Source organism: Pseudomonas taiwanensis (genome assembly GCF_013393345.1).
Taxonomy (GTDB): Bacteria; Pseudomonadota; Gammaproteobacteria; order Pseudomonadales; family Pseudomonadaceae; genus Metapseudomonas; species Metapseudomonas resinovorans_C.
In genome coordinates this window covers 311,679-335,357 of sequence record NZ_QJRF01000077.1, presented here as the reverse complement: position 1 = coordinate 335,357, position 23,679 = coordinate 311,679, and the positions used below count along the sequence as shown (strand labels likewise).

At 65.3% G+C, this 23,679-nt stretch carries 14 protein-coding genes; 8 read left to right on the top strand and 6 right to left on the bottom strand.

What is annotated here, in order from left to right; genetic code table 11:
• Window positions 1-3 precede the first annotated feature (3 nt).
• Entirely contained in the window at window positions 4-2,115 is a 2,112-nt protein-coding gene (locus DM872_RS30130; RefSeq protein WP_179062805.1) for a 3-hydroxyacyl-CoA dehydrogenase NAD-binding domain-containing protein, read from the bottom strand.
• Between the two features lie 38 nt (window positions 2,116-2,153).
• Window positions 2,154-3,956, bottom strand: coding sequence for an acyl-CoA dehydrogenase (locus DM872_RS30125; RefSeq protein WP_179062804.1), 1,803 nt, complete (start codon window positions 3,954-3,956; stop codon window positions 2,154-2,156).
• 246 nt (window positions 3,957-4,202) lie between these two features.
• Between DM872_RS30125 and DM872_RS30120 the strand changes: the two genes are divergently transcribed.
• Both DM872_RS30120 and DM872_RS30115 read left to right on the top strand, forming a co-directional pair.
• Window positions 4,203-5,345 (top strand): acyl-CoA dehydrogenase family protein, encoded by a 1,143-nt coding sequence (locus tag DM872_RS30120; RefSeq protein ID WP_179062803.1) that lies wholly within the window; start codon window positions 4,203-4,205, stop codon window positions 5,343-5,345.
• Window positions 5,346-5,602: 257 nt separating this feature from the next.
• Window positions 5,603-8,284, top strand: coding sequence for a LuxR C-terminal-related transcriptional regulator (locus tag DM872_RS30115; protein ID WP_179062802.1), 2,682 nt, complete (start codon window positions 5,603-5,605; stop codon window positions 8,282-8,284).
• A 254-nt stretch (window positions 8,285-8,538) separates the two neighbouring features.
• Here the strand turns inward: DM872_RS30115 and DM872_RS30110 are convergent, their stop codons facing one another.
• The gene (locus tag DM872_RS30110; RefSeq protein WP_179062801.1) at window positions 8,539-9,027 is read right to left on the bottom strand and encodes a GlcG/HbpS family heme-binding protein; all 489 of its coding nucleotides are present in this window, start codon (window positions 9,025-9,027) and stop codon (window positions 8,539-8,541) included.
• A gap of 423 nt (window positions 9,028-9,450) precedes the next feature.
• On the opposite strand from DM872_RS30110, the gene DM872_RS30105 reads away from it, so the two are divergent.
• The 5 genes from DM872_RS30105 (at window position 9,451) to DM872_RS30085 (ending at window position 16,651) form a co-directional block, all read left to right on the top strand.
• On the top strand, window positions 9,451-10,596 hold the full coding sequence (locus DM872_RS30105; RefSeq protein WP_179062800.1) for an acyl-CoA dehydrogenase family protein: 1,146 nt from the start codon (window positions 9,451-9,453) through the stop codon (window positions 10,594-10,596).
• 32 nt (window positions 10,597-10,628) lie between these two features.
• Complete coding sequence (locus DM872_RS30100; protein WP_256873516.1) at window positions 10,629-11,768, top strand: acyl-CoA dehydrogenase family protein; 1,140 nt, start codon at window positions 10,629-10,631, stop codon at window positions 11,766-11,768.
• 115 nt (window positions 11,769-11,883) lie between these two features.
• Window positions 11,884-13,701: an SDR family oxidoreductase gene (locus DM872_RS31030; protein WP_179062798.1), complete on the top strand. Its 1,818-nt coding sequence runs from the start codon at window positions 11,884-11,886 to the stop codon at window positions 13,699-13,701.
• Window positions 13,702-13,765: 64 nt separating this feature from the next.
• Window positions 13,766-14,875: a thiolase C-terminal domain-containing protein gene (locus DM872_RS30090; RefSeq protein ID WP_179062797.1), complete on the top strand. Its 1,110-nt coding sequence runs from the start codon at window positions 13,766-13,768 to the stop codon at window positions 14,873-14,875.
• Between the two features lie 78 nt (window positions 14,876-14,953).
• Window positions 14,954-16,651 carry an AMP-binding protein gene (locus DM872_RS30085; protein WP_179062796.1) on the top strand — a complete coding sequence of 566 codons (1,698 nt, stop codon included), beginning with the start codon at window positions 14,954-14,956 and terminating at the stop codon, window positions 16,649-16,651.
• Between the two features lie 210 nt (window positions 16,652-16,861).
• On the opposite strand, the gene DM872_RS30080 is transcribed toward DM872_RS30085, so the two are convergent.
• Complete coding sequence (locus DM872_RS30080) at window positions 16,862-18,349, bottom strand: wax ester/triacylglycerol synthase family O-acyltransferase (protein ID WP_179062795.1); 1,488 nt, start codon at window positions 18,347-18,349, stop codon at window positions 16,862-16,864.
• A gap of 231 nt (window positions 18,350-18,580) precedes the next feature.
• Here DM872_RS30080 and DM872_RS30075 point away from each other — a divergent pair, with 231 nt between their 5' ends.
• Window positions 18,581-19,765, top strand: coding sequence for an alpha/beta hydrolase family protein (locus DM872_RS30075; RefSeq protein WP_179062794.1), 1,185 nt, complete (start codon window positions 18,581-18,583; stop codon window positions 19,763-19,765).
• A gap of 361 nt (window positions 19,766-20,126) precedes the next feature.
• Here the strand turns inward: DM872_RS30075 and DM872_RS30070 are convergent, their stop codons facing one another.
• Together DM872_RS30070 and DM872_RS30065 are read right to left on the bottom strand one after the other, a co-directional pair.
• Window positions 20,127-21,497, bottom strand: coding sequence for a DUF1329 domain-containing protein (locus tag DM872_RS30070; protein ID WP_179062793.1), 1,371 nt, complete (start codon window positions 21,495-21,497; stop codon window positions 20,127-20,129).
• Between the two features lie 25 nt (window positions 21,498-21,522).
• On the bottom strand, window positions 21,523-23,460 hold the full coding sequence (locus tag DM872_RS30065; protein WP_373273754.1) for a DUF1302 domain-containing protein: 1,938 nt from the start codon (window positions 23,458-23,460) through the stop codon (window positions 21,523-21,525).
• Between the last annotated feature and the right edge of the window lie 219 nt (window positions 23,461-23,679).

Here is a 23,679-nt window from a genome sequence, read left to right as displayed (position 1 = left end):
CAATCAGATGCGCTCGATGCGGGTCTTGCCGGCGGCCACCAGGCGCTCCAGCAGCGGCGCCGGCTGGAACCACATCTCGCCGTATTCGCCGAGGGACTGGCGGTACTGGTCGATGCCGGCCAGCACCTTGTCCAGGCCAAGCTGTTCGGCGTAATGCATCGGGCCGCCCAGGTGGGCCGGGAAGCCGTAGCCGTTGATCCATACGAGGTCGATGTCGCTGGCCCGCAGGGCGATGCCTTCGTCCAGCAACTGGATGCCCTCGCTGATCAGCATGTACAGGCAGCGGTCGTGGATTTCCTGCTCGCTGATGGGGCGGCGGGGGACGTGGAGCTCGCCGGCCAGACGTTCGGCCAGCGCGACGACTTCGTAGTCGTCCTGGCGATTGCGGCCTTCATAGGCGTAGAAGCCGCGACCGGTCTTCTGGCCGTAGCGGCCCAGGGCATAGAGCTCGTCGCCGAGGCGGCAGTAGCTGTCGTCATGGGCGATGGCCGCGCGGTTGGAGTCACGGACCAGGAAGTTCACGTCCACGCCGGCCAGGTCGAGCATGCTGAACACGCCCATGTTCAGGTCGAGGCCGGTGAGCACGCCGTCCACCTGTGCCGGGGTTGCGCCTTCCAGCACCAGGCGATGGGCTTCGCGGGCGTAGGGTTCGAGCATGCGGTTGCCGATGAAGCCGAAGCACACACCGGAGACCACGGGCATCTTGCCGATGGTGCGGCCCATCTTCAGGGTGGTGGCCAGCACGTCTGGCGCGGTTTCCCGTCCACGCACGACTTCCAGCAGGCGCATGACGTTCGCCGGGCTGAAGAAGTGCAGGCCGATGACATCCTGCGGGCGCGAGGTCACGGCGGCGATCTGATCGACGTCCAGGGACGAGGTGTTGGTGGCGAGGATCGCGCCGGGCTTGCACACCTGGTCCAGGGTGCGGAAGACCTCCTGCTTGATCTCCATCTTTTCGAACACCGCTTCGATCACCAGGTCGGCGTCGGCCAGGTCGGCATAGTCGAGCGTGCCGCCGAGCAGGGTCATGCGCTGCTCCAGGCGGGCCTGGGTCAGCTTGCCGCGCTTGACGCTGATCTCGTAGTTGTTGCGGATCTGCGCCAGACCGCGATCCAGGGCCTCGCCCTGGCGTTCCAGCAGGATCACGGGAATGCCGGCGTTGGCGAAGTTCATGGCAATGCCGCCGCCCATGGTGCCGGCACCGATCACCGCGACCTTGCGGATCGGGCGGAGCGGGATGTCGCTATCGATACCGGGAATCCGTCCGGCCTCGCGCTCGGCGAAGAACACATGGCGCAGCGCTTGGGACTGGACCGAAGCCTCGGCCTGCTTGAACAGCGCCACTTCGCGGGCCAGGCCTTCCTCCAGCGGCAGCAGGCAGGCGGCTTCCACGGCGGACAGCACCAGGCGGGGCGCCAGGCGACTCTTCCAGCGCGGCTCGTTGTCCTGGCGGAAACGCACGAGGAAGTCCTCGGGCAGGCCTTCGGCGGGTGCCGGGAAGGGGACGGCAGGCCGCGCGGGTGCCTGACTGGAAACCAGCTCACGGGCATAGGCGCGGGCTTCGTCGAGCAAGGTGTCGGCACTTGCCGACAGCCTGTCGAGGATGCCCAGGTTACGGGCGCTTTCGGCGCCGACCGGGGTGCCCGAGAGCATCATGTCGAGTGCCGCCTCGGCACCGATCAGGCGCGGCAGGCGCTGGGTGCCACCGGCACCGGGAAGCAGGCCGAGGTTGATTTCCGGCAGCCCGACGCGGGTGGCCGGTTCGCCAATGCGGTAGCCGCAGGCCAGCGCCAGTTCCAGGCCACCGCCGAGGGCGAGTTTGCCGATGGCGGCCACCAGCGGCTTGTCCAGTTGCGTGAGGCGCAGGAGCAGGGTGGGCAGATCGGGCGCGGCGAAGGACGCATCACTGCCGAATTCGCTGATGTCGGCACCGGCGCTGAACAGACCGTTGGCGCCATGGAGGACGAGCGCCTTCACCGAAGGATCGGCAGCGGCGTGCTCGCAGGCTTCGAGAACAGCGGCGCGCAGGGGTTGGCCAAGGGCATTGACCGGCGGGCGGGCGAGGCCGATCAGGGCCAGGTTGTCTTCAACCTGATAGGTAACCAGGGCGTTCATGGTGGCTCCTTGTAAAGGGTTGGAAGTCGGAGGGCGGGTCAGAACCACGGGTCCTGCATGTCGAAGCTGCTGCGGTTGCCGGCGATCAACAGGCGCGCCTGGGCTTCGACGGTTGCCAGCTCCCAGTCGATGAAGTAGCGAGCCGCCTGGAGCTTGCCGAGGTAGAAGTCCGCCTCGCTGCCGACCGCGCCGGCGTCGAGGGCACGGCTCGCGACCAGCGCCATGCGCAGCCACAGCCAGCCCACCAGCACGCGGCCGAACAGGTCGAGGTAGGGGGTGGCGTTGGCCAGGCCGAGGTTGGTGTCGGCGGCCACCTGGTCGAGCAGGCTTTCGGTGACTTCCTGCAGGCGGTCCAGGGCGCCGGCCAGCACGAAGGCGAGCGGCGCGCAGCGGTCGTCGTGACCGGCTTCCTTCAAGGTGTCACGCACGCGCGACAGGAACAGGCGATAGCCGGCGCCACCGTTCTGCTGCAGCTTGCGACCGAGCAGATCGAGACCGTGGATGCCCTCGGTTCCTTCGTGGATGGGGTTCAGGCGGTTGTCCCGGTAGTACTGCTCCAGCGGGTACTCGCGGATGTAACCGGAACCGCCGAGCACCTGGATGCCGATGTCCGAGGCCATGACGCAGTACTTCGACGGGTAGGACTTGACCATGGGAATCAGCAGGTCCAGCAGTTCCCCGGCTTCGCGTCGCTGGGTGTCTTCGGGTGCGGTGTGGGCATCTTCGAACAGGCTGCTGGCGTACAGGCACAGCGCGAGGCTGCCTTCGGCGTAGACCTTCTGCTGCAGGAGCATGCGACGCACGTCGGCGTGCTCGACGATACGCACCTGCGGCGCCAGCGGGTCCTTGGCGCCCGGCAGGCGGCCCTGCGGCCGTTCGCGGGCGTAGTCCAGGGCGTGATTGAAGCTCTGGTAGGCCAGCGCCGAGGCGCCGAGGGCCACGCCGATGCGCGCTTCGTTCATCATCTGGAACATGTACGACAGGCCCTTGTTGGCCTCGCCCACCAGGTAGCCGACTGCGCCGTCCTTCTCACCGAAGCTGAGCACGGTGGAGGTGGTGTTGCGGTAGCCGTGCTTGTGCAGCAGGCCGGCCAGGGCCACGTCGTTGCGCGCACCCAGGCTGCCGTCTTCGTTGACCAGGAACTTCGGCACGAGGAACAGGGAAATGCCACGGGTGCCTGCCGGCGCGCCTTCTATGCGGGCCAGCACCATGTGAACGATGTTGTCGGTCAGCGAGTGGTCGCCGCCGGAGATGAACATCTTCTGGCCGTGAATGCGGTAGCTGCCATCGCCGGCCGGGCGGGCGCTGGTGCGCAGGTCGCCAAGGGCGGAACCCTGGCCGGGCTCGGTCAGGGCCATGGTGCCGCTGAAGCGACCATCGAGCATCGGCGGCAGGAAGCGTTCGCGCAGTGCATCGCCGGCGAAGCTCTTGACCAGGTTGGCAGCGCCGATGGTCAGGAACGAGTAGGCCACCGTGGCGATGTTGGCGGCGTTGAAGTAGGCCATGCTGGCCCGCAGGATGACCTCCGGCAGCTGCAGGCCACCGTCCTCGGCATCGTGATGGGCGGCGAGAAAACCGGCCTGGGCGAAGGCGTCCCAGGCGACCTTGGTTTCCGGAATGAGCGTCACCTTTTCGCCGTCGAAGGTCGGCTCATTGGCGTCGCCCTTCTGGTTGTGCGGAGCGAAGTATTCGGCGGCGACGCCGCGCGCTGTTTCCAGCGTGGCGTCGAATACGGCGCGATCATGATCCGCATAGCGGGGGCGCTGCAGCAGGGCTTCGGTATCGAGCAGCTCATAGAGCTGGAAGCTCAGTTCGCGTTCGTTCAGGAGCGAATCGGTCATCTCGTTCTCTTGTACTTTCTGGCCGACGGGCGGCCGGGGGAGTGGGCTTTGCCAGTAAATCGAATTGCCGACGAGGTCGCCCCCACCCTTATGGAGTGGGAGCGGACGAGGTCCACGAATGCGCGGCTGATTCGCCTGCGCCTACCCGCTTGGAGGGGGCACGAGTGCCTGTAGCCGCCCTAAGGTGGCGAGAAGGGTTCTGACCGATCGGCGCCCGCATAGCCAACCGCATCCAGGGGTATATCCATGATTCCGCGCACCCTCTTCGATCATGAGCATGAAGAGTTCCGTAGTACCGTCCGCCGTTTCCTGGCGGAGGAGTGCACGCCGTTCCATGAGCAGTGGGAGGAAGATCACCTCGTCCCCCGCGAGATCTGGAAGCGCGCCGGCGAGCTGGGCATGCTCAATGCCACGACGCCGGAGGCCTATGGCGGCCTGGGCCTGGACCGGCGCTTCTCGATGATCGCGGTGGAAGAGGTGGCCCGCGCTGGTTTATCCGGCTTGAACGGCTTCAACGTTCACGACATCTGCGCCGGCTACCTGATCAACTTCGGCACCGAGGCACAGAAACACGAGTGGCTGCTGAAAATGGCCAATGGCGAAGCCATCGCCGCCGTGGCCATGACCGAGCCCGATACCGGCTCCGACCTGCAGGCGGTCAAGACCCGCGCGGTGCTGGACGGCGACGAGTACGTCATCAACGGCGCCAAGACCTTCATCTCCAACGGCACCAACAGCGACATCATCGTGGTGGTCGCCAAGACCGGGAACAGCGGCAAGGGCTCGCGGGATATCTCGCTGATCCTGGTGGAGGCTGACCGCCCTGGCGTCAGCAAGTCCAAGCCGTTGCGCAAGGTCGGCCTGCACGCCCAGGACACCACCATGGTGTTCTTCGAGGACGTCCGCGTGCCCAAGGCCAATATCCTCGGCGGCGAGCCCGGTCAGGGCTTCTACCAACTGATGAAAGAACTGGCCTGGGAGCGCCTGAGCATCGGCATCCTGGCCATCGCGGCGAGCCAGGCGGTGCTGGAACAGACCGTCGACTACACCCGCGAGCGCAAGGTGTTCGGCAAACCGATCATCGAGTTCCAGAACTCGCGCTTCAAGCTGGCCGACCTCAAGACCGAGATCGTCCTCGGGCAGACCTATGTTGACCGCTGCATGGAGCTGCTGCAGGACCACGAATTGACCCCGGAAGCGGCAGCTGCCGCCAAGCTCTGGTGCACCGAGCTGTATTCGAAGGTCGTCGACCAGTGCGTGCAGTTGCATGGCGGCAACGGTTACATGCTCGAATACCCGGTCGCCCGGCATTACCTCGACAGCCGCGTCAACCGCATCTACGGCGGCGCCAACGACATCATGCGCGAGCTGGTGGCGCGTACCCTCTGATCCGCTCCGGCGGTCCCGTCCTGGTACCGCCGTTCCACCCCCTCGGTTCGAGGGGGCGGCCCCCTCGCTTTCCCCGCCACCATCTGTTGCAGAAAAGGTCGCCCAAATGCCCGGAAACAAGGCGGCTACTGACCTGAGGCTAAGCTTCAGGTAAAAACCGGCTTACCACCTGGCCGTACCTACCCTGATTCCAACCCGCGCATGCCTGTCCGCTGCGTTTTGGTAGGCCATTTGCGAATCGGAGACCCGGTCTGGACATGCACACAGACAAACTGCTCGTATCGACGAAGTTCGCACCACCACGCATCGGCACCCAGACCATCCAGCGCCAGCGTCTGCTGGAGGAGTTGCAGCGGATGGCGCACTGCCGCGTCGGCCTGGTCACCGGCAGTCCGGGCTTCGGCAAGACCACCCTGCTGGCGCAGTGGCGGCAGGAGATGATGCGTTCCGGGGCGGACGTGGCCTGGCTGTCGCTGAGCACCGACGACAAGCATCTGGCGATTTTCTTCGCTTACCTGCGCGGTGCCCTGCAGCGCCTGGGGATTCCGCTGGACAGCGGCATTCCCCCGGAAGGCACGCGGCCGGAATTCATCGATGGCGTGGTGGCGGCCATCGTCGAAGGCGCCGCCAGCATCAACAAAGAGCTGTTCCTGGTCATAGACGACTACCAGCATGTGGTGGACCCGCGCTCCCACCAGCTCGTGCAGAAGCTGCTGGACCACAGCCCCGACAACCTGCATTTCGTGATTTCGTCCCGTGTCGGTCCGCCGCTCAGCTTCAGCCGGCTGCGGCTCAGCGGCCAGCTGGTGGAGCTGGATTGCGCCACGCTGCCATTCGATCTGGCGGAAACCCACGCCTTCCTCGAACAGGGCCTGGCCGCGCTGAAGCTCAGCCCGGAGGAGTTGCACCAGATCCACCAGCTCACCAGCGGTTGGCCGGCCACCCTGCAGCTGGTGGTCATCCTGCTGCGCAGCGACCCCGCGGCGCGGGACACCCTGCGTGAGATGGGCTGGCGTTCCGACGACCTGCAGAGCTATCTGGCCGAGAACGTCATGGCGCATTTGCCCGCCGATCTGGCGTCATTCATGGAGGACGTGAGCATCCTGCGGCGCTTCAATGCCTCGTTGGCGGAAGCGGTGACCGGATGTGCATCGGCGCAGGCCATGCTCAAGCGGCTGGATGAAGAGAACCTGCTGATTTTTCGCGTGGAAGCCGATGACCGCCAACCCTGGTATCGCTTCCATGCGCTGTTTGGCGACTTCCTCGCGACACGGCTGCAGCGTCGCGATCGCGAGAGCCAGGACCAGTTGCACCGTCGCGCCGCGCGCTGGTTCGCCGAGCGCAAGCTGCTGGCCGAGGCAGTGCGTCATGCAACCCAGGCGGGGGACCTGGACTTTGCCGCGCAATTGGTCGAAGGGGCGGCTCCTGCCACCTGGAGCCTCGATCAGTTGAGCCCGCTGCTGCGCCTGTTGGACCAGTTGCCGCAGGACATTCTGTTTTCCCGGCCGCGGCTGTTCTTCCTCGGCTGCCTGGCCTACGCGCTGACCGCCCGTCCGGCCAAGGCCGAAGCCTGGATGGAGCAATTCAAGCGCAGTGGCGCGGCCCAGCAGGCCGACGAGGCTTATCGCCTGCCGCTGGTGCAGGCGGCGATCGAGGTCCAGCGCGATCGCAGCGAGCCGATCATCGGCCTGCTGGAAGACTTCCAGGCCCTGCCGGACGACTACACGGTGACCCGCTATGGCGCTCCGGCACTGCTGGCCATCGCCTATTCGGCGGCGGGAAGGCACGAGGACGCGCTGCGCTGCCTGGACGAAAACCCCATTCCTGAAGCCGAACGGGATGCGGAAATGGCCCTGGTGGCCGAAGGGGCGAGAACCACCTGTTATCTGCAGGAAGGCCGTATCCGTGAGGCGGAGCGCGTCGGTTCGGCGCAACTGGCCCGCTCCGTGGCCGTCCACGGTCACCGGTCCGCCAGCGCCTACCTGGGGGCGGCGACCCTGGCCGAGGTCTATCGCGAACTGGATCGAACCGACGAGGCGCGGGAAATCCTTGCCAATCGCAGCGGCCTGCTGCAGTGGACCATGCCCGACACCATGCTGCATGCCACGCTCTGCCGCGCCCGCCTGGACCTGCTACAGGATTCCGCAGCGGTGGCCATGGCCTTCCTCGAACGTCAGGAGCGCCACTTCCGCAGCATTGGCCAGGACCGCGCGCTGGCGCAGTGCCTCACCGAGCAGTCGCGCATCGCCCTGTTGGAGAATGACCGTACCTACGCCGCCGAGCGGGTCGCCAAGCTGGAGCCGTTGGCGCTGCAATACCGGGATGCCCAGGGTTTTCAGGCTGAAGTCCCGGCGCTGGCGGCGCTGGCACGTGCGCGCCTGCTGCTGGCCACCAATTACCCGGACAAGGCCCTGGCGGAGCTGGAAATCCTTCGCGAGTACGCCACCCGTTTCCGCCGCGGCCAACTGCTCGTCACCGGCCAATTGCTGATGGCCATCGCCCACTCCGATCTGCTGCAACCGGAGCGAGCTGAAGAACACCTGCTCGAAGCGCTGACGCTGGGCAGCCAGCTGGGACTGGTGCGCACTTTCCTCGATGAAGGCGAGGTGCTGCGCAAGTTGCTGGCGGCCCTGGCGAGCAAGCCGATGGCCGAAGAGCAGGGCGCTTATCTGACACAGCTGCTGGAACGCTTCGGACCAGGCCGCGTGGGCCATGCCAACGAATCCGCCACCAGCAGCGCACCGTCGATGCTGACGCCGCGTGAAGTGGCGATCCTGGAACTGATCAGCCAGGCGATGTCGAACAAGCGTGTGGCGCTGACGTTGAACATTTCACTGGAAACGGTGAAATGGAATCTGAAGAACATCTACGTGAAGCTGGGCGTCTCCAGCCGCTATGACGCAGTGTCCTGGGCGCGCAAGCACGGGCTGATCGAGTAAACGCACGCGGCAGTCCACCCTGCGTCTGACGCGAAATCGCCAGCAGGGCGGAGACGTGGAGCGTTGCGTGGACGCGCCATGCGCTCCGTCCGCTGGCAATTCGCCGGGCGAGTCTATGCCGCGTACTCATTTCGCAAACCACCCCATGCGAGGGGGAGCAGGCTACTGACTGGGTAGGAGCGAGCTTGCTCGCGAAAGATCGTGCCCGGGCTGTTCGCGAGCAAGCTCGCTCCTACAGAAAGGCCGACTTCGTCTTACTTGAACAGCCCAGCGTTCGCGGCGAGCACTTCGTCAGCGCACTGCGCGTCCAGGTGGCCGCCCGGAGCGCCGGCTACGCCGATGGCGCCGATGACCGCATCACCAGCCTTGACCGGTACACCGCCGCCTAGCAGCAGGAAGCCGGGGATGTCGGTCAGGTTGGCGGCGGCCGGGTTCTTCTGGGCGTTTTCCATGATGGTCAGGGTCGGTGCCTTGGCCGAGGCGGACGTGAATGCCTTGGCCTGACTGGCTTCGATGGTGTGCGGGCCAGCGTTGTCGGCACGGGCGAAGGCCTTCAGCAGGCCGGCGCGGTCCACCACCGCAGCGCTGACGTTGTAGCCCTTGGCCTGGCAGGCGGCGACCGTGGCGCTGGCCAGCTTCTGCGCGTCGGCGGTGGAAATGTTGCTTTCGCTCAGCACGGCGGCGTGGGTGGTGCCGGCGAAAGTCAGGGCGGAGAACAGTGCGGCAATGGCGTGACGATTCATGGTGATGTCCTTCAGGTGGATGAGGTGTCGAGATGCGAGCAGTCTGGCCAGAACGCTTGCGCCGCGGTATGCGCCCGACTACCTGCGCCGCTCCGTAGTTCTACGGATAGTGGCTCTCCCACATTGCATCCCGGTCGGTCCGAAATGGTGGGCAGGGCGTCTCTCCCTGTGGGGGCGAATTCATTCGCTAAGGGCGGCGTAGCTGCCCCATGCAGGCATCAGTGGCGAACCTGCGGTCCGCTTGGCGATTGAAATCGCCCCCACATCGCAGCGGGGCAGTTCGAAAGGTTGGGCAGGGCGGTGCCTCGCAGGCCCCCGTATCCCCCCCTCCCTGAGGGGGCTGACCCCGAATACCTCCTCCTATGATCGATCCAGAGCCGCCCGAAGGGGTGGCGGAACGATTGAGCCGAGGAGACCCCCCCCATGATTCCGCGTACCCTGTTTGATCACGAGCACGAGGAGTTTCGCAGCACCGTGCGACGCTTCCTGGCGGAGGAGTGCGCTCCCCATCTGGAGCAGTGGGAAGAGGATCACCGGGTACCCCGTGAAATCTGGAAGCGCGCCGGCGAGCTGGGCATGCTCAATGCCACCACCCCGGAAGCCTATGGCGGCCTGGGCCTTGACCGTCGTTTCTCGATGGTCGCAACCGAAGAGATCTACCGCGCAGGCCAGGCATCCGGCCTGATCGGCTTTGGCGTGCACGACATCGTCGCCGGCTACCTGGTGAACTTCGGCAACGAAGCGCAGAAGCAGGCCTGGCTGCCGAAGATGGCGGCGGGCGAAGCCATTGGCGCCGTAGCCATGACCGAGCCGGATACCGGTTCCGACCTGCAGGCGGTGAAGACCCGCGCGGTGCTGGACGGTGACGAGTACGTCATCAATGGCGCCAAGACGTTCATCTCCAATGGCACCAACTGCGACATCGTCGTCGTGGTCGCCAAGACCGGCAGTTCCGGCAAGGGCGCCCAGGACATCTCGCTGATCCTGGTGGAAGCTGACCGTGTGGGCTTCAGCAAATCCAAGCCGTTGCGCAAGGTCGGACTGCACGCCCAGGACACCACCATGCTGTTCTTCGAGGACGTCCGCGTACCGCGCGAGAACCTGCTGGGCGGGGTGGAAGGGAAGGGCTTCATCCAGTTGATGAAGGAGCTGGCCTGGGAGCGCCTGTCCATCGCCATCAGCAGCGTCGCCGGCGCCCAGGCAGTGCTGGAAAGCACCTTGGAGTACACCAAGGGCCGCACCGTTTTCGGCAAGCCGATCTTCGCCTTCCAGAACACCCGCTTCAAATTGGCCGACCTGAAGATGCAGCTGGCGGTGTCGCAGAACTACGTCGACCGCTGCATGGAACAGTGCCTGGCGCGGACCCTCAGCCCCGAGGCGGCAGCCTCCGCCAAGCTGTGGTGTTCCGACCTCTACACCAAGGTAGTGGACGAGTGCGTCCAACTGCACGGCGGCAACGGCTACATGCTCGAGTACCCGGTTGCCCGCCACTACCTCGACCACCGCGTGCTGCGCATCGCCGGCGGCGCCAACGACATCATGAAGGATCTGGTCGGGCGCACGCTCTGATCCGGGTCGCAGAGGAATACGCAATGGAATATCTGATCCCCCGTACCCTGTTCAGCTCCGAGCACGAAGAGTTCCGCCGCGCCTGCCGCCGGTTCATGGAGGAAGAGGTCGCGCCCTTCCATGCCCAGTGGGAGAAGGACAAGTGCGTCCCCCGCGAGGTCTGGCGCAAGGCCGGTGACCTGGGAATGCTGCTGCCTTCCATGCCCGAGGAATACGGTGGTCCTGGCGCCGACCGGCTGTTCGACATGATCTTCGCCGAGGAATTCATGCGGGTGGGCGCCACCGGCCTGATCGGCTTCGGCGTACACGGCCTGGTGGCGTTCTACATCCTCAACTACGGCACCGAGGCGCAGAAGCAGGCCTGGCTGCCGAGAATGATCGCCGGCGAGGCGGTGGGCGCCATCGCCATGACCGAGCCCAACACCGGCTCCGACCTGCAGGCAGTCAGGACCCGCGCCGTGCGCGAGGGCGACGAGTTCGTGCTCAACGGTTCCAAGACCTTCATTTCCAACGGCGCCTCGTGCGACCTGGCGCTGGTGGTGTGCAAGACCGGCAACAGCGGCAGCGCCAAGGACATCTCACTGGTCATCGTGGAGAAGGAGCGCGAGGGCTTCGCCCGTTCCCAACCATTGGAAAAGATCGGCCTGCACGCCCAGGACACCAGCATGCTGTTCTTCGACGATTGCCGCGTGCCGTCCGAGAACGTCCTCGGCGGTGTGGAAGGACAGGGCTTCTACCAACTCATGCACGACCTGGCCTGGGAACGCATCATCGGTGCCGTGGGCTTCCAGGCCCAGGCCGAGGCAGCCCTGGAGCACACGGTCGAGTACACCCGCACGCGCATCGTCTTCGGCAAGCCGGTGCTGGATTTCCAGAACTCGCGCTTCACCCTGGCGCAACTGAAGACCGAAGTGCAGATCGGCCGCTCGTGGATCGACAGCTGCATGGAGCTGCTGCTGCGCGGCGAGCTGAGCGCCGAAACGGCGGCGGTGGCCAAGTACTGGACCGCCGAGCTGAGCAGCCGGGTGGTCGATGCCTGCCTGCAACTGCATGGCGGCAACGGCTACATGACCGAGTACCCCATCGCCCGGCTCTACCTCGATACCCGAGGCAACCGCATCTGGGGCGGCACCAACGAAATCATGAAGGAAATCATCGCCCGCACCCTGTGAGGCGAGCCTGAGCCAACCTGCGGTCGCAATCCGCGTCGGTTCGTCCATCAGGGCGGCCGGGCGCTGGAGCCCTGCGTCGCGATAACAACTATCTCTTCAGGAGAGGAGCCCTAACGTGTCTCAAGAAATTCGCTTCGACGGCAAAGTCGCCATCGTTACTGGCGCCGGCAACGGCCTGGGCCGTGCCCACGCGCTGCTGCTGGGTTCCCGTGGTGCCAAGGTCGTGGTCAATGACCTGGGCGTGACCACCGCTGGCGTAGGCAGCTCGTCCGCCGCGGCCGACGCCGTGGTCGCCGAAATCCAGGCCATGGGCGGCGAGGCGGTGGCCGACTACAACTCGGTGACCGAGGGCGAGAAGATCGTCGCCACCGCCCTGGAGGCGTTCGGCACCGTCGACATCCTGATCAACAACGCCGGCATCCTGCGCGACACCTCGTTCCACAAGATGACCGAAGAGCAGTGGGACCTGATCCAGGACGTGCACGTGAAGGGCGCCTTCCGCCTGACCCACGCCGTCTGGCCGATCATGCGCGACAAGGGCTACGGCCGCATCGTCATGACCGCCTCCGGCGCCGGCATCTTCGGCAACTTCGGCCAGTGCAACTACGCCACCGCCAAGTCCGGCCTGATCGGCTTCACCAACGCGCTGGCCATCGAAGGCGCGAGCAAGAACATCCGCGTCAACACCATCGCCCCGATCGCGGCCTCGCGCATGGTGATCGCCAGCGGCATCTTCCCGGAAGAGCTGCATGACAAGCTGAAGGTGGAAGACGTCGCCCCGCTGGTGGGCTGGCTGTGCAGCGAGGAATGCCAGGACACCGGCGGCCTGTTCGAGGTCGGTGGCGGCTTCCACGCCAAGTACCGTTGGGAGCGTTCCTACGGCCGCTTCCTGCACACCGACTCGCTGAGCCCGGAACTGGTACGCGAGAACTGGGAGCGCATCACCCGCTTCGACGACAAGAGCGTGCACCACGCCAATGGCGGCGAAGGCTTCAAGGAGCTGTTCGAGCGCATGGCTGGCAACGCCATTGGCGGTAACCAGTACGTCGACATGGAAGTGGCCGCCAACGCCGTCGCCACCCTGGAAACCGAGTACACCCAGACTGACGCCGCGCTCTACGCGCTGGCCGTGGGCGCCGCCAAGGACCCGCTGGATCGTACCGAGCTGCTCTATATCAATGAGTTCAAGGGTGAAGAGTTCCGCGTACTGCCGACCATGGCGGTGCTGCCGGCGACCCAGGTGTTCCTCAAGGCGATCCTCGCCGGTAAGCCGACCCTCGAAGGTCTGGAGCTGCCGTTCGCCAAGGGCCTGCACGGCGAGCAGTACACCGAGATGTACCGTCCGATGCCGCCAAAGGCCAAGCTCAAGCACACCATGCGCCTGAAAGAAGCGCTGGACAAAGGCAAGAGCTCGGTCAGCGTGCTGGAAATCCACACCACCGACGAGAACGGCACCCCGCTGTACTACAACGAGTTCACCAGCTTCTACACCGGCACTCCGGGTGCTGGCCTGAAGCGCGTGCCGAGCGTGGCGGCTACCCCGCTGCCCGAACGCGCGCCGGACGCGGTGATCGCCGAGCAGACCGAGGTCAACCAGGCCCTGCTGTACCGCCTGTGCGGTGACTGGAACCCGATGCACGTCGATCCCGACTACGCCGCCAAGGCCGGTTACGAGAAGCCGTTCCTGCATGGTCTGTGCACTTTCGGCTATGCCGGTCGCCATGTGATCAAGGCGTTCTGCAACAACGACTCGCGCCTGTTCAAGAGCATCCGCGTGCGTTTCGCAGCCATCGTGATGCCGGGCGATACCCTGGAAACCCGCATGTGGCGCGAGTCGCCGACTCGCGTTGTGTTCGAGACCCGCGCCGTCGAGCGTGACGTAGTCGTGCTCAAGGGCGGCTCCGTCGAGATCTTCGAGCAAGTGCCGGCCTGACCCTTTGGCCACCTGCCGCTTCCGAGCCCCGGAAGTGGCAGCTTTTCTATTTCAGGAGAGCACGATGCAACGTTGCGTCAATGTGATTGGCGTAGGCATGTCCCCCTTCGGCCCGGCTTCGCTGAGCGTCAATCCGACCGGTCTGGTCGGCGAGACGATACGGCAGGCGCTGGCGGACGCAGGATTGTCCGCGCGGGACATCGGAACCGTCTTCGCCGCCTCGGGACTGATGGATGGCGGGACCCTGCAACGGGCTCTCGAACAGACAGGACTGGGGCGTGTGCCGCTCCAGCATTTGCCGAAAGGCGAAGAGGGCAGCGGCGTCCTGTTCTACCAGGCCTGCCAGGCCATCGAACTGGGCCTTGCCGAATGCGTGCTGGTGCTGGGCGTACAGGGTGCGCCGGCACCGCTACCGGATCTCGGCGCCGTCTTCGAGCGCCTCGGTGCGGCGGCGCGGGCGTACATGACGCGCTACCAGGCGCGACGGGAAACCTTCGCCATGGTAGCGGTCAAGGCACGCCAGCATGCCGCGCTCAACCCCCTGGCGGTGTCAAGCCAACCGTTGACGCTCGAGGAGGTGCTGGAAGCCAGTGTCATCGCCGACCCACTGACCCATTCCCAGTTCGCCTGGCCCTCTTCCGGCGTGGCCGCGGTGCTGCTGTGCTCCGCTGACTTCGCCCGCCGCCACGGCAACGGCCAGGCGGTGCAAGTCATCGCCCAGGCATGCGTTTCACCGGTCCAGGTGACCCGCTTCGATCCGGCCTCGGTGTTCCCTTGTGCGGGCTATGAGGTCAACGTTGTCGCTGCGCGGGAACTCTATGAGCAGGCGGGCAGGGGACCGCAGGAAGTGGGGGTGTGCGAACTTCACGACAGCAGTACCCTCAGCGAACTGCTGCTGTATGAGGCACTTGGTTTCTGCCCCGAGGGAAGCGCCGAGAAGCTGGTCGAGGATGGCGACAACACCTATGGCGGCAACCTGGTGGTGAATCCCTCCGGGGGACTGCTTTCGCTGGGCCAGGCACCGGCGGTGAGCGGACTGGCGCAATGCATCGAGCTGGTGCATCACCTGCGTGGCAACGCCGGCCGGCGCCAGGTTGCCGATGCGCACATTGCCCTGCAGCACCAAAGCGGGCAGGACGGCACGGTGGTGACCACCCTCTATCAGCGCGAGTGAACCGACGCGGCGCTGCTTTCGCCGCCGACAGAACAATTTCAATGGGTGGTACACCACCCTTCAGACGCAGGACATGCCATGAACAAGAACAATGAGCACCCTACGCTGTTGCACCGCTTCCTCCACTGGGAGAGCAGCACGCCCGACGCCATCTACCTGACCCAACCCCTGCCGGACGGCAGCGTGGTGGACTACAGCTGGCGCGAGGTGGGCGACCAGGCCCGGCGCATGGCGGCCTACCTGGTTTCCCTTGACCTGCCGCCGCGATCCTCCATCGGGATCTTCGGCAAGAACACCGCCCACTGGATCATCGCCGACCTGGCGATCTGGATGGCCGGGCACATCAGCGTCCCGCTGTACTCGACCGCCAACGCCGATACCGTGCGTTACGTGCTGGAGCATGCCGAGGTGCGCGTGCTGTTCGTTGGCCGCCTCGATGGCGATGCCGCGGGCTGGAACGCCATTCGTGCCGGGGTGCCCGTCGGCCTGCCGCTGATCGACCTGCCGATGTCTGCCTGCGGCGAGGGTGAGTCCTGGGAGCGCATCGTCGCCGCCTTCACGCCACTGCAGCGGGTGCTGCTGCCGGAGCCGGGCGAGATGGCCACCATCATCTACACCTCCGGCAGCACCGGGAATCCCAAGGGGGTCATGCACAGCTTCGATGCCATGTACAACGCTCCAGCGGTGACCGGCTGCATGTACGACAAGGGCCGGGGGCCGCAATCGAGCGACCGCCTGCTGTCCTACCTGCCGCTCGCCCATACCGCCGAACGTGCGGTGGTTGAGGCCGTGTCGCTGTTCAGCGGTTGCCGGGTGTTCTTCAACCTCGGCCTGGAAACCTTCAGCGAAGACCTGCGCCGCGCGCGGCCGACCATCTTCCTGTCCATGCCGCGTCTGTGGGGCAAGTTCTACCAGGGGATCAACGAGCGGATTCCGGCTGCTGTGCAGGCCGCGGCCTTCGCCGATCCGGTCGAGGGTGAGCTGATGAAGGCGCAGATCCTCTCCGCCCTGGGTCTGGACCAGGTGCACACCGGCCTGTCCGGCTCGGCGCCGCTGCCGGTCAAGGTCATGGAGTGGTACCGCCAGCTGGGCTTGGAGCTGCTCGAAGGCTACGGCATGTCGGAAAACTTCGGCACCTCGCATTTCAGCCTGCCGGGGCAGGTGCGCGTCGGTTACGTCGGCGCCGCGATCCCGGGCGTCGAGTGCCGCATCGGCGACAACAACGAAATCCTGGTGAAGAGCCCGGCGCAGATGCTGGGTTACTACAAGCAGGACGAACTGACCGCCGAGAGCTACACCGCCGATGGCCTGTTCCGCACCGGCGACCGTGGCGAACTGGACGAGCAAGGGCGCCTGCGCATTACCGGGCGGGTCAAGGAACTGTTCAAGACCGCCAAGGGCAAGTACGTCGCGCCTGTGCCCATCGAGGCCAAGCTTGGCAACCATGCGCGCGTCGAGGCGTCCTGCGTGACGGGCGTCGGCCTGCCGCAGCCCGTGGCGCTGCTCAACGTATCACCGGATACCCGTGCCACCCTGGCCAGCGCCGAGGGGCGCGACACAGTGGCCACCGAACTGGAGGTATTCCTCGCGGAGGTGAATGCCCAGTTCGAGCCGCACGAACAGCTGGCGTGCCTGGTGGTGGTGCGTGAACCCTGGAGCATCGCCAACGGCCTGCTCACGCCAACCCTGAAGATTCGCCGCAACCTGATCGAGGACCGCTACCAGGACAAGGTGGAAGTCTGGGGCGAGAGCGGTTGCAAGGTGATTTTCGAATAAGGCTCGGGCAAGGAAGAAGGCCGATCCGGATTCCGGGTCGGCCTTTTTTGTAGGTGCGGAAATTTAAGGAAAGGTAGCCCGGTGCACCGGTCCAATTCGTAGGATGTGGTTGAGCGAAGCGATACCCATCGGACCTGGTTGATGGGTATCGCAGGCTCCACCCATCCTACGTGGGCCGTGCCATTGGCTTGATAGGACGTGCGGAATCCATCATTTGCGGGCGGCGGTGCGCTTTTTCGGCGCGTGCTTTTCCACGGCCTCGAGGCTGGCTGCCGCCAGCGCCTGCATCTCCTCATACGAGTCCTTCAGGCACTGCGCGAGGAAGTCCGGGTCGGGCACCACGTTGGGTGAGCTGGTCAGCGAGACGAACATCTTTCCGCAGTAGCTGGTGGGGTTCCAGATCAGCGAGAGGCCGTCCACCAGCGGGCCGACGCCGCACCAGTAGACCAGCTTGGCGCCGAGCATGTAGAGCGGCACGTTGGGGCCGGGCACGTTGGTCACCAGGCAGTTGTGCAGGATCACCGGCCCCTTGCCGCCAATGCCCATCATGGTGGCCAGCCGACCGGCGAGGCCGAGGGTGGCGGGCGGTGCGAATTTCTGCAGGTTGGTCAGGTCCTCCGCGCCGATCCCGTTCTGGATGGCCTTGGACTCCGAGGTGGCGGTGAACACCGCTTCCAGTCGCTCGAGCGGGTCCTCGATGTCGGTGCGCAAGGGGAAGGTAACCATCGAGATCGTATTGCCGCTGGCCGCGGCTTCCCCGCCCTGGCGGGTATTGACCGGCGCGAGGGTGACCAGGGACTTGTCAGGCAGTTCGTCCTTCGCCTCCAGATAGCGGCGCATCGCTCCGCCGATGATGGTCAGGACCGCATCGTTGACCGTCGCCCCTGGTACCAGGGCCTTGATCTGTTTCACCGTGGCGAGGTCGAGGGTGACCGAGTTCCACACGCGCGCGGCAGTGACATTGGTGTTGAAGCGCGTGCGAGGTGCGCCACCCCCGGTGGTGAGTACCGAACGGGCCATCGAACGCAGGCCGGCTACCGCCAGTTTGGGCAGCACACGCGCCAGGGGCAGGGCCATCCGCGCCGAGGCGGAGATGTTGTCGGTGAGCATGCGGCTGACCGTGTCCAGCGGTCCCCAGATCGGCCGTCGCGGGCTTGCCGAGGGTCTGTCGGGAACCACCGCGACGGGCTTGCCCTGGGCGCCGGCGATGTCGTGCAGGGCCCAGGTCAGCTCCGCCGCGGCGGTGCCGTCCATGGCGGCATGGTGGGACTTGGTGAGGATGGCGAAGCTGCCCTTGGGAATGCCCTCGATATTGTCCAGCCCTTCGATGACGTACATCTCCCAGGGCGCGCGGGCCAGGTCCACCGAGCGGGCGTGGATGCGCGACACGAGGATGCAGAATTGTCGCCAGTCGCCCGGTTTGGGCAGGGCGAAATGACGGACGTGAAAGTCGATGTCGAACAGGTCGTCTTCCACCCAATACGGATAGCCCAGCCCGTAGGGCACCTGGACGATCTTGCGGCGGAACACCGGCGAAACGTCGAGGCGATCGGAGATATGACGGACGATCTCGCGGAACCCGAGGCGCTGTCCTTCCACGGTGGACTGGTCATAGATGTAGATCATGGTGCAGTGAGAGGCCGCGTGGGGCCTGTCGACTTTCAGGAACAGCGCGTCTTGCCCGCTGAGTTTGCTCATCGTTGGGGTACCCGCAAGGTGGTGATAGAGGTTGATCCAGCGGCTGGATCAATCGACCTGGCGAGGGAGGGCCTCTCCCAGGTAAGCCATGTTCCTCGTTCGCAGGTGCAACCCGTCCCCCTACATTCGGGGGGAGAGGCGCGTCGGGCACGCCTTTAAGCTGTTGCAACCATAAGACGCCCAGGTGCCGATCGGCAGGGCGATGGGCTGGACTTTGCCGGGAGAATCCGCGTGTTGAACGAAGAGAGGCGTGCAGGCGAGAGGGTGGCGGACCGTACGCGCAGCCCCTGGTGGGAAAGGCTGCCGGAGGATTTCTGGCTGCATGCGGATGGGACAGCACTGGACTCCGTGCACCCTCTGAAGGTCCATGGCACCGCGGCGGTCGAGCGTGTAATGCGCACGTCGCTGTCGACCACGGTGGCCGCCGCCGTGCTGGCCTCGCTGAAAGGCAGCGGCAACATGCAGGAAGAGTTCGACGCCTTGCGCCTCTACGAACCCCTGGCGCGAGCGGGGGATGCGACGCAGGTTTTCCTGCCGCCACCTGGCGGCATTGCCGTCGACGCGCAAGAGCTGCTGAAAGGCGACGGCATCCGGCGTTTCAAGCTGAGTTTCGCCAGTCCCTTCCAGCCATTGAATCCGTACGCGCGTCCGCGCTTCGCGGCCATGCAGCGCAATACCCGCGCCCATGCCCAACACTGGTGTCACGGCGACCGGCCAAGGCCGACGCTGATCCTCATTCACGGTTTTGCCGCGGACCCCCACTGGCTGAATGCCCATGCGTTGTCGCTGGCCGATTTCTACCAGCGCGGTTACGACATTCTGCTGTTCACCTACCCGCACCACGGCCGGCGTGCCGAGCGCGGTTCCTGGTTCAGCGGTCAGGGCCTGTTCGGCAACGGATTGGTGTCCTTCAATGAGGCACCCTTGCATGCGATCCATGACCTGCGCGTGTTCATCGACTACTTGCAGGGGCGCGGGGTCGAGCAGATCGGTGTGGCGGGCATCTCCCTCGGTGGTTACACCGCAGCGCTCCTGGCAGCCGTCGACGATCGCCTGGCGTACTGCATTCCGATCGTGCCGGCGGTCAGCCCGATCGATGTGTTCCTCGAATGGCAACCCACCGGCCTGTTGCTCTCTCGGCTGATGCGCAGCCAGGGGGTTGGCGTCGCCGAAATGCGTGGCCTGCTCGCGGTGCACAATCCGCTGAGCTACGCCTCGCCCCTGGACGGTCAGCGCATGCTGATCATCGGCGGCGCCGGCGACCGGGTGACCATGCCGCGTCACCTGCGCCTGCTACAACGGCACTGGCCGGGCAGCGACCTGCATTGGTTCCCTGGCAACCACATCCTGCACCTGGGCCGTCGGGAGTACCTGGGGCGTATGGGCGAGTTGATGGATCGGTACTCCGGGGTGTAGCGCAGCGCGGGTTACGCAAGCCTCCTGCTCGTGAGGGTAGGGGGCTTTTTTGCGTCCCGGAATTGGGGCTCAGGCGCTGGGGCTGTTCGCGAGCAGAGCTCGCTCCTACAGATGAAGCCGCTGCCGCATGTGGTTTCAGGAGTGCTGCGTCCTGTCCGGCGCGAGTCACCCCTCGCCGCTTTAGGGAGAGGGGCCGGGAGTGAGGGCTGTTGGGTTTCGCTGCGCTCTACGCCAACCTACGGAAACTCGCCACGTAGGATGTGGTAGAGCGCAGCGAAACCCATCAATGTTTCCCGGCGGCTGCGCGGAATGAACAACGCCCCGCAGGTGCGGGGCGTCTTCCTTGCTTCAACTCAGGAGGTCAGCGAATACCCGCATTGCGCAGGGCCGCGGGGGTGAACTCGGACATCTTGGTGCGTTGGCCATACTGCGGTGCGAGCTTCGATTCGTTGCTCATGGCCGCGACTATGTAGCGGCCGGCGATCAGGTCGTAGAAGCCCTGGGCCGCGGGGGCGTTGAGGCCCTTTTCATAGTTGGTGTAGGTGTAGTTCTCGCCCACCCGCCAGAGTTGGCCACGGCCGTCGTAATGGTCGACTTCGGACAGGACCCAGGTGTCTTCGTCGAAGTACATGTCGCGCTTGGCGTAGATATGCCGTTCGCCCGATTTCAGGGTGGCCTGCACGTGCCACACGCGGTGCAGCTCGTAGCGGGTCAGGTCCTGGTTGATATGGCCGGGTTTGACGATATCGGCGTACTTCACGCTCGGGGACTGCAGCTTGTAGTTGTTGTAGGGGATGTAGATCTCCTTCTTGCCGATCAGCTTCCAGTCATAGCGGTCCGGCGAGCCGTTCATCATGTCGGCGTTGTCGGAGGTGCGCATGCCGTCGGCGGCCAGGCCGGGGGCGTCGTAGGCGAGCTGGGGGGCGCGGCGCACGCGACGCTGGCCGGCGTTGTAGGTCCAGGCCTTGCGCGGGTCCTTCACCTGGTCGATGGTCTCGTGGGCCATGGATACGGTGCCGGCCAGGCGAGCTGGCGCATTGACCGCGAAGATGTAGTAGTAGAGGACGTTCTTCGCTTCCTCCACGTTCACGCCGTCCATGAACTGCGGGAAGCTGTTCTGGTCTTCGGTCTCGACGATGGTGTACGCGCCATCGACCTGAGGCACGGCCTGCACTGCCCAGCGGTGGATGTTGTCGCCGCGATAGCGGGTCACGTGGTTCCAGTAGACCTCGACGCCATTCTTCGGAATCGGGAAGGCGTAGTAGCGCGAGTCGGAGAAGTTGCCCAGGCCGTTGCCGTCGCTGACCAGTTGCACGCCGGTGGCGCTCTTCTTCGCCGCGTCGTAGATGTTCGACGGTGCCCAGGCGGTACGGTGGCTCGGGTACACCGGAATCTTGTAGGTGCTGGCGTAGCGTTTGAACATCGCCATCTGGCCGGGGGTGAGCTTGTCCTTGTACTGCTCGGCGTTGGCTGCGGTGATGGTGAACAGCGGCTTCTCATCCTTGAACGGATCGCCGAGGAAGCCCTTGGCATCCACCGGTGCGGCGCCCGGCTTGAGGCCGCCGTCCCATCCCGGAATGCTGCCGTCGGCGTTGCCTTCCTTCTGCGCACCCAGCGGCGTCAGGGTGGTACCCAGCTGGGTCGCTTCCTGCTCGGAAACAGCGGCCATGACGCTGGTAGCCAGCAGCGACAGCGCCAGGGCGCCGGTTTTGATGATCATGCTTGCTTTCATGGAAATACCCTCTGCCGGTTTCGGCTCAGAAGTTCACGCCGAAGCTGAGCGAGACGAAGTCGCGGTCAGTGCTGGTGTTGAAGTTGCCACCGAAGAAGTCGGTGTAACTCAGGCTCGCGGTGTAGGTGTTCAGGTAATCGGCGTCGAGGCCGACGCTGACGGCCTTGGCGCCTTCTTCGAAGTTCGGCCCCCAGCCGTCGACGTCATGGGACCAGGCCAGGTTGGGGGAGAGGTTGATGCCGGCGACTACGTTCGGGTAATCGAGCTTGGCGCGCACGCGATAGCCCCAGGAATCCGTGGTGTAGAAGCCGTGGCTGTTGCATTCCTTCTGCGGGTTGGTGGAGGTGGCGCAGACGGTGGTGTTCTGGGTGCCGGGGAATTCGCCCGCGCCATAGACCGGGCTGCGGCCGAAGCGCACGTCGGTGCCGTCGGCGTCGCCCAGGCCGTTTATGCGGTTGTAGCCGACTTCGCCCACCAGGGTCAGGCGGCTGGCGCCCATGACCTGGTCGAAGAACTGGGTGGCCGTTACCTGCGCCTGCATGACCGGCATGCGCTTGTAGCCGGGCAGATCGCCGCCCAGTGCCTGCGCCGTTTCTCCGCTGGTGAAGACCGGGGAGGTCTGGGTGCGGAAGTCGGTGTCGGTGGACTGGATCGCCGCCAGGTTGAGGTCAGCGGTGTTGATCTGCAGCGGCATGTTCGGCCGGTAACTCAGCTCGCCACCGACGGAGGTCGCCCCCAGAGTGGTCTGGAAGCTCAGGCCATACAGGCGGATGTCTTCCGGGTAGTCCACGAAGTAGCGCGCGGCACGGACCCGGTTGAACTGGTTCTGCACGGCGGCGACCTGGCGGGCGGCGGCGGGCAGGGCGCCAATCTGTGCGGCGGTGATCGGCGCGACGGTGGTCTGCTTGAAGCTCAGGTAGGGGTTGCGGCTGTGGTAGTTCATGGCATAGAAGCCGAACTCGGTGTCGTTCAGCTCCGGCACGAACCAGCGCAGGGCAACGCCGTACTGGCCGCTGTCGCGCGGGTCGTTGTCTTCCAGGCGCGGCATGTAGACGTCGTCTACCACGGCATTGGTGAGGATCTGCGCGGCAGTCGCGGTGTTGTTGGCAACGCCGGGAGCGAGGTCCGGGCCGGCGAAGACCAGGCGGTCGTTGCAGCCCTGGGGCAGCGGGTCGGAACCGAAGAAGGTGCCGCAGTTGTCGACCACCGAGTTGTCCCACTCCAGCTGGTAGAAGGCTTCGGCGGTGAGGTTCTCGGTCAGGCCCTGGGAGAGGTAGAACATGTTCACCGGGATCAGGCCTTCCTTCACCTCGGCACCCGGACGGCGCAGGGCGGCGACGTCGATGGGGTTGATGCTGTTGATCGAGTTGCCGATGAAGGTGCTCTCGCCCCAGCTCACTACCTGCTTGCCCAGACGCACGTTGCCGGCCAGGTCGCCCAGGTTGTAGTTGTGGTAGACGAAGGCATCGAGGAACTCGGCGCCGGAGGCCTTGGCCAGGTCGTCACGGCCGCTGTCGTCGATGTCGTAGAACAGGCGGTGCTCGTCCTTCAGTTCGAAGTCGTACCAGTACTTGCCGCGTACGAACACGCCACTGTCGCCGTACTTCAGCTCCAGGTCATGCACGCCCTTGAAGATCTTCGAGAAGGTCTCGCCCTTCTTGAAGTTCTGGCGGTTGTCGTCGGCCGTGCGGGTGGCCGACTTGCCGCGCAATCCCTGGGTGTTGGCGGAGTTGATGAACATCGGGTCCGGCCCGCGCACCGCCCAGCTGGCGCCGACGGAAATCGACGAGTCGAACTGTCCTTCGATCTCGCCCAGCTGGAAGCTGACCGCATCGGCGTTGGCGCAGGTGCCGAGCGCCACCGCGACCGCCAGCAGCCGGGGTGTGAAGGTCGCCAGACCGCGGGTGGAACCACTGGCCGGCGACTGCTGATTCAATGAGGTTGTGTGTCTTGCCTGTGTCACGTGTTGGTTCCTCTATGGAGTCTTTCTTGTTGTTTTTCAGGACCGCAAGCACACGCTATCCCCGGCGTCCCCCACCCTTCCCCCTCCAGTAGGGGGGGATATTTCCCTCCCGTCGTACCCCTCGCCATCCCCCCTTGGCCGGACAGGCCCGCGCCCCCTCCATGAGGGGGGGCGTGGCTGTTCGTCGCTGCGCAACCATCGGTCCAAGGAGTGCTGCCA

Bases quoted from the DNA above. Each gene is read 5' to 3' on its own strand.
- DM872_RS30130 (WP_179062805.1), bottom strand. From the start codon at position 2,115: ATGAACGCCCTGGTTACCTATCAGGTTGAAGACAACCTGGCCCTGATC.
- DM872_RS30125 (WP_179062804.1), bottom strand. From the start codon at position 3,956: ATGACCGATTCGCTCCTGAACGAACGCGAACTGAGCTTCCAGCTCTAT.
- DM872_RS30120 (WP_179062803.1), top strand. From the start codon at position 4,203: ATGATTCCGCGCACCCTCTTCGATCATGAGCATGAAGAGTTCCGTAGT.
- DM872_RS30115 (WP_179062802.1), top strand. From the start codon at position 5,603: ATGCACACAGACAAACTGCTCGTATCGACGAAGTTCGCACCACCACGC.
- DM872_RS30110 (WP_179062801.1), bottom strand. From the start codon at position 9,027: ATGAATCGTCACGCCATTGCCGCACTGTTCTCCGCCCTGACTTTCGCC.
- DM872_RS30105 (WP_179062800.1), top strand. From the start codon at position 9,451: ATGATTCCGCGTACCCTGTTTGATCACGAGCACGAGGAGTTTCGCAGC.
- DM872_RS30090 (WP_179062797.1), top strand. From the start codon at position 13,766: ATGCAACGTTGCGTCAATGTGATTGGCGTAGGCATGTCCCCCTTCGGC.
- DM872_RS30085 (WP_179062796.1), top strand. From the start codon at position 14,954: ATGAACAAGAACAATGAGCACCCTACGCTGTTGCACCGCTTCCTCCAC.
- DM872_RS30080 (WP_179062795.1), bottom strand. From the start codon at position 18,349: ATGAGCAAACTCAGCGGGCAAGACGCGCTGTTCCTGAAAGTCGACAGG.
- DM872_RS30070 (WP_179062793.1), bottom strand. From the start codon at position 21,497: ATGAAAGCAAGCATGATCATCAAAACCGGCGCCCTGGCGCTGTCGCTG.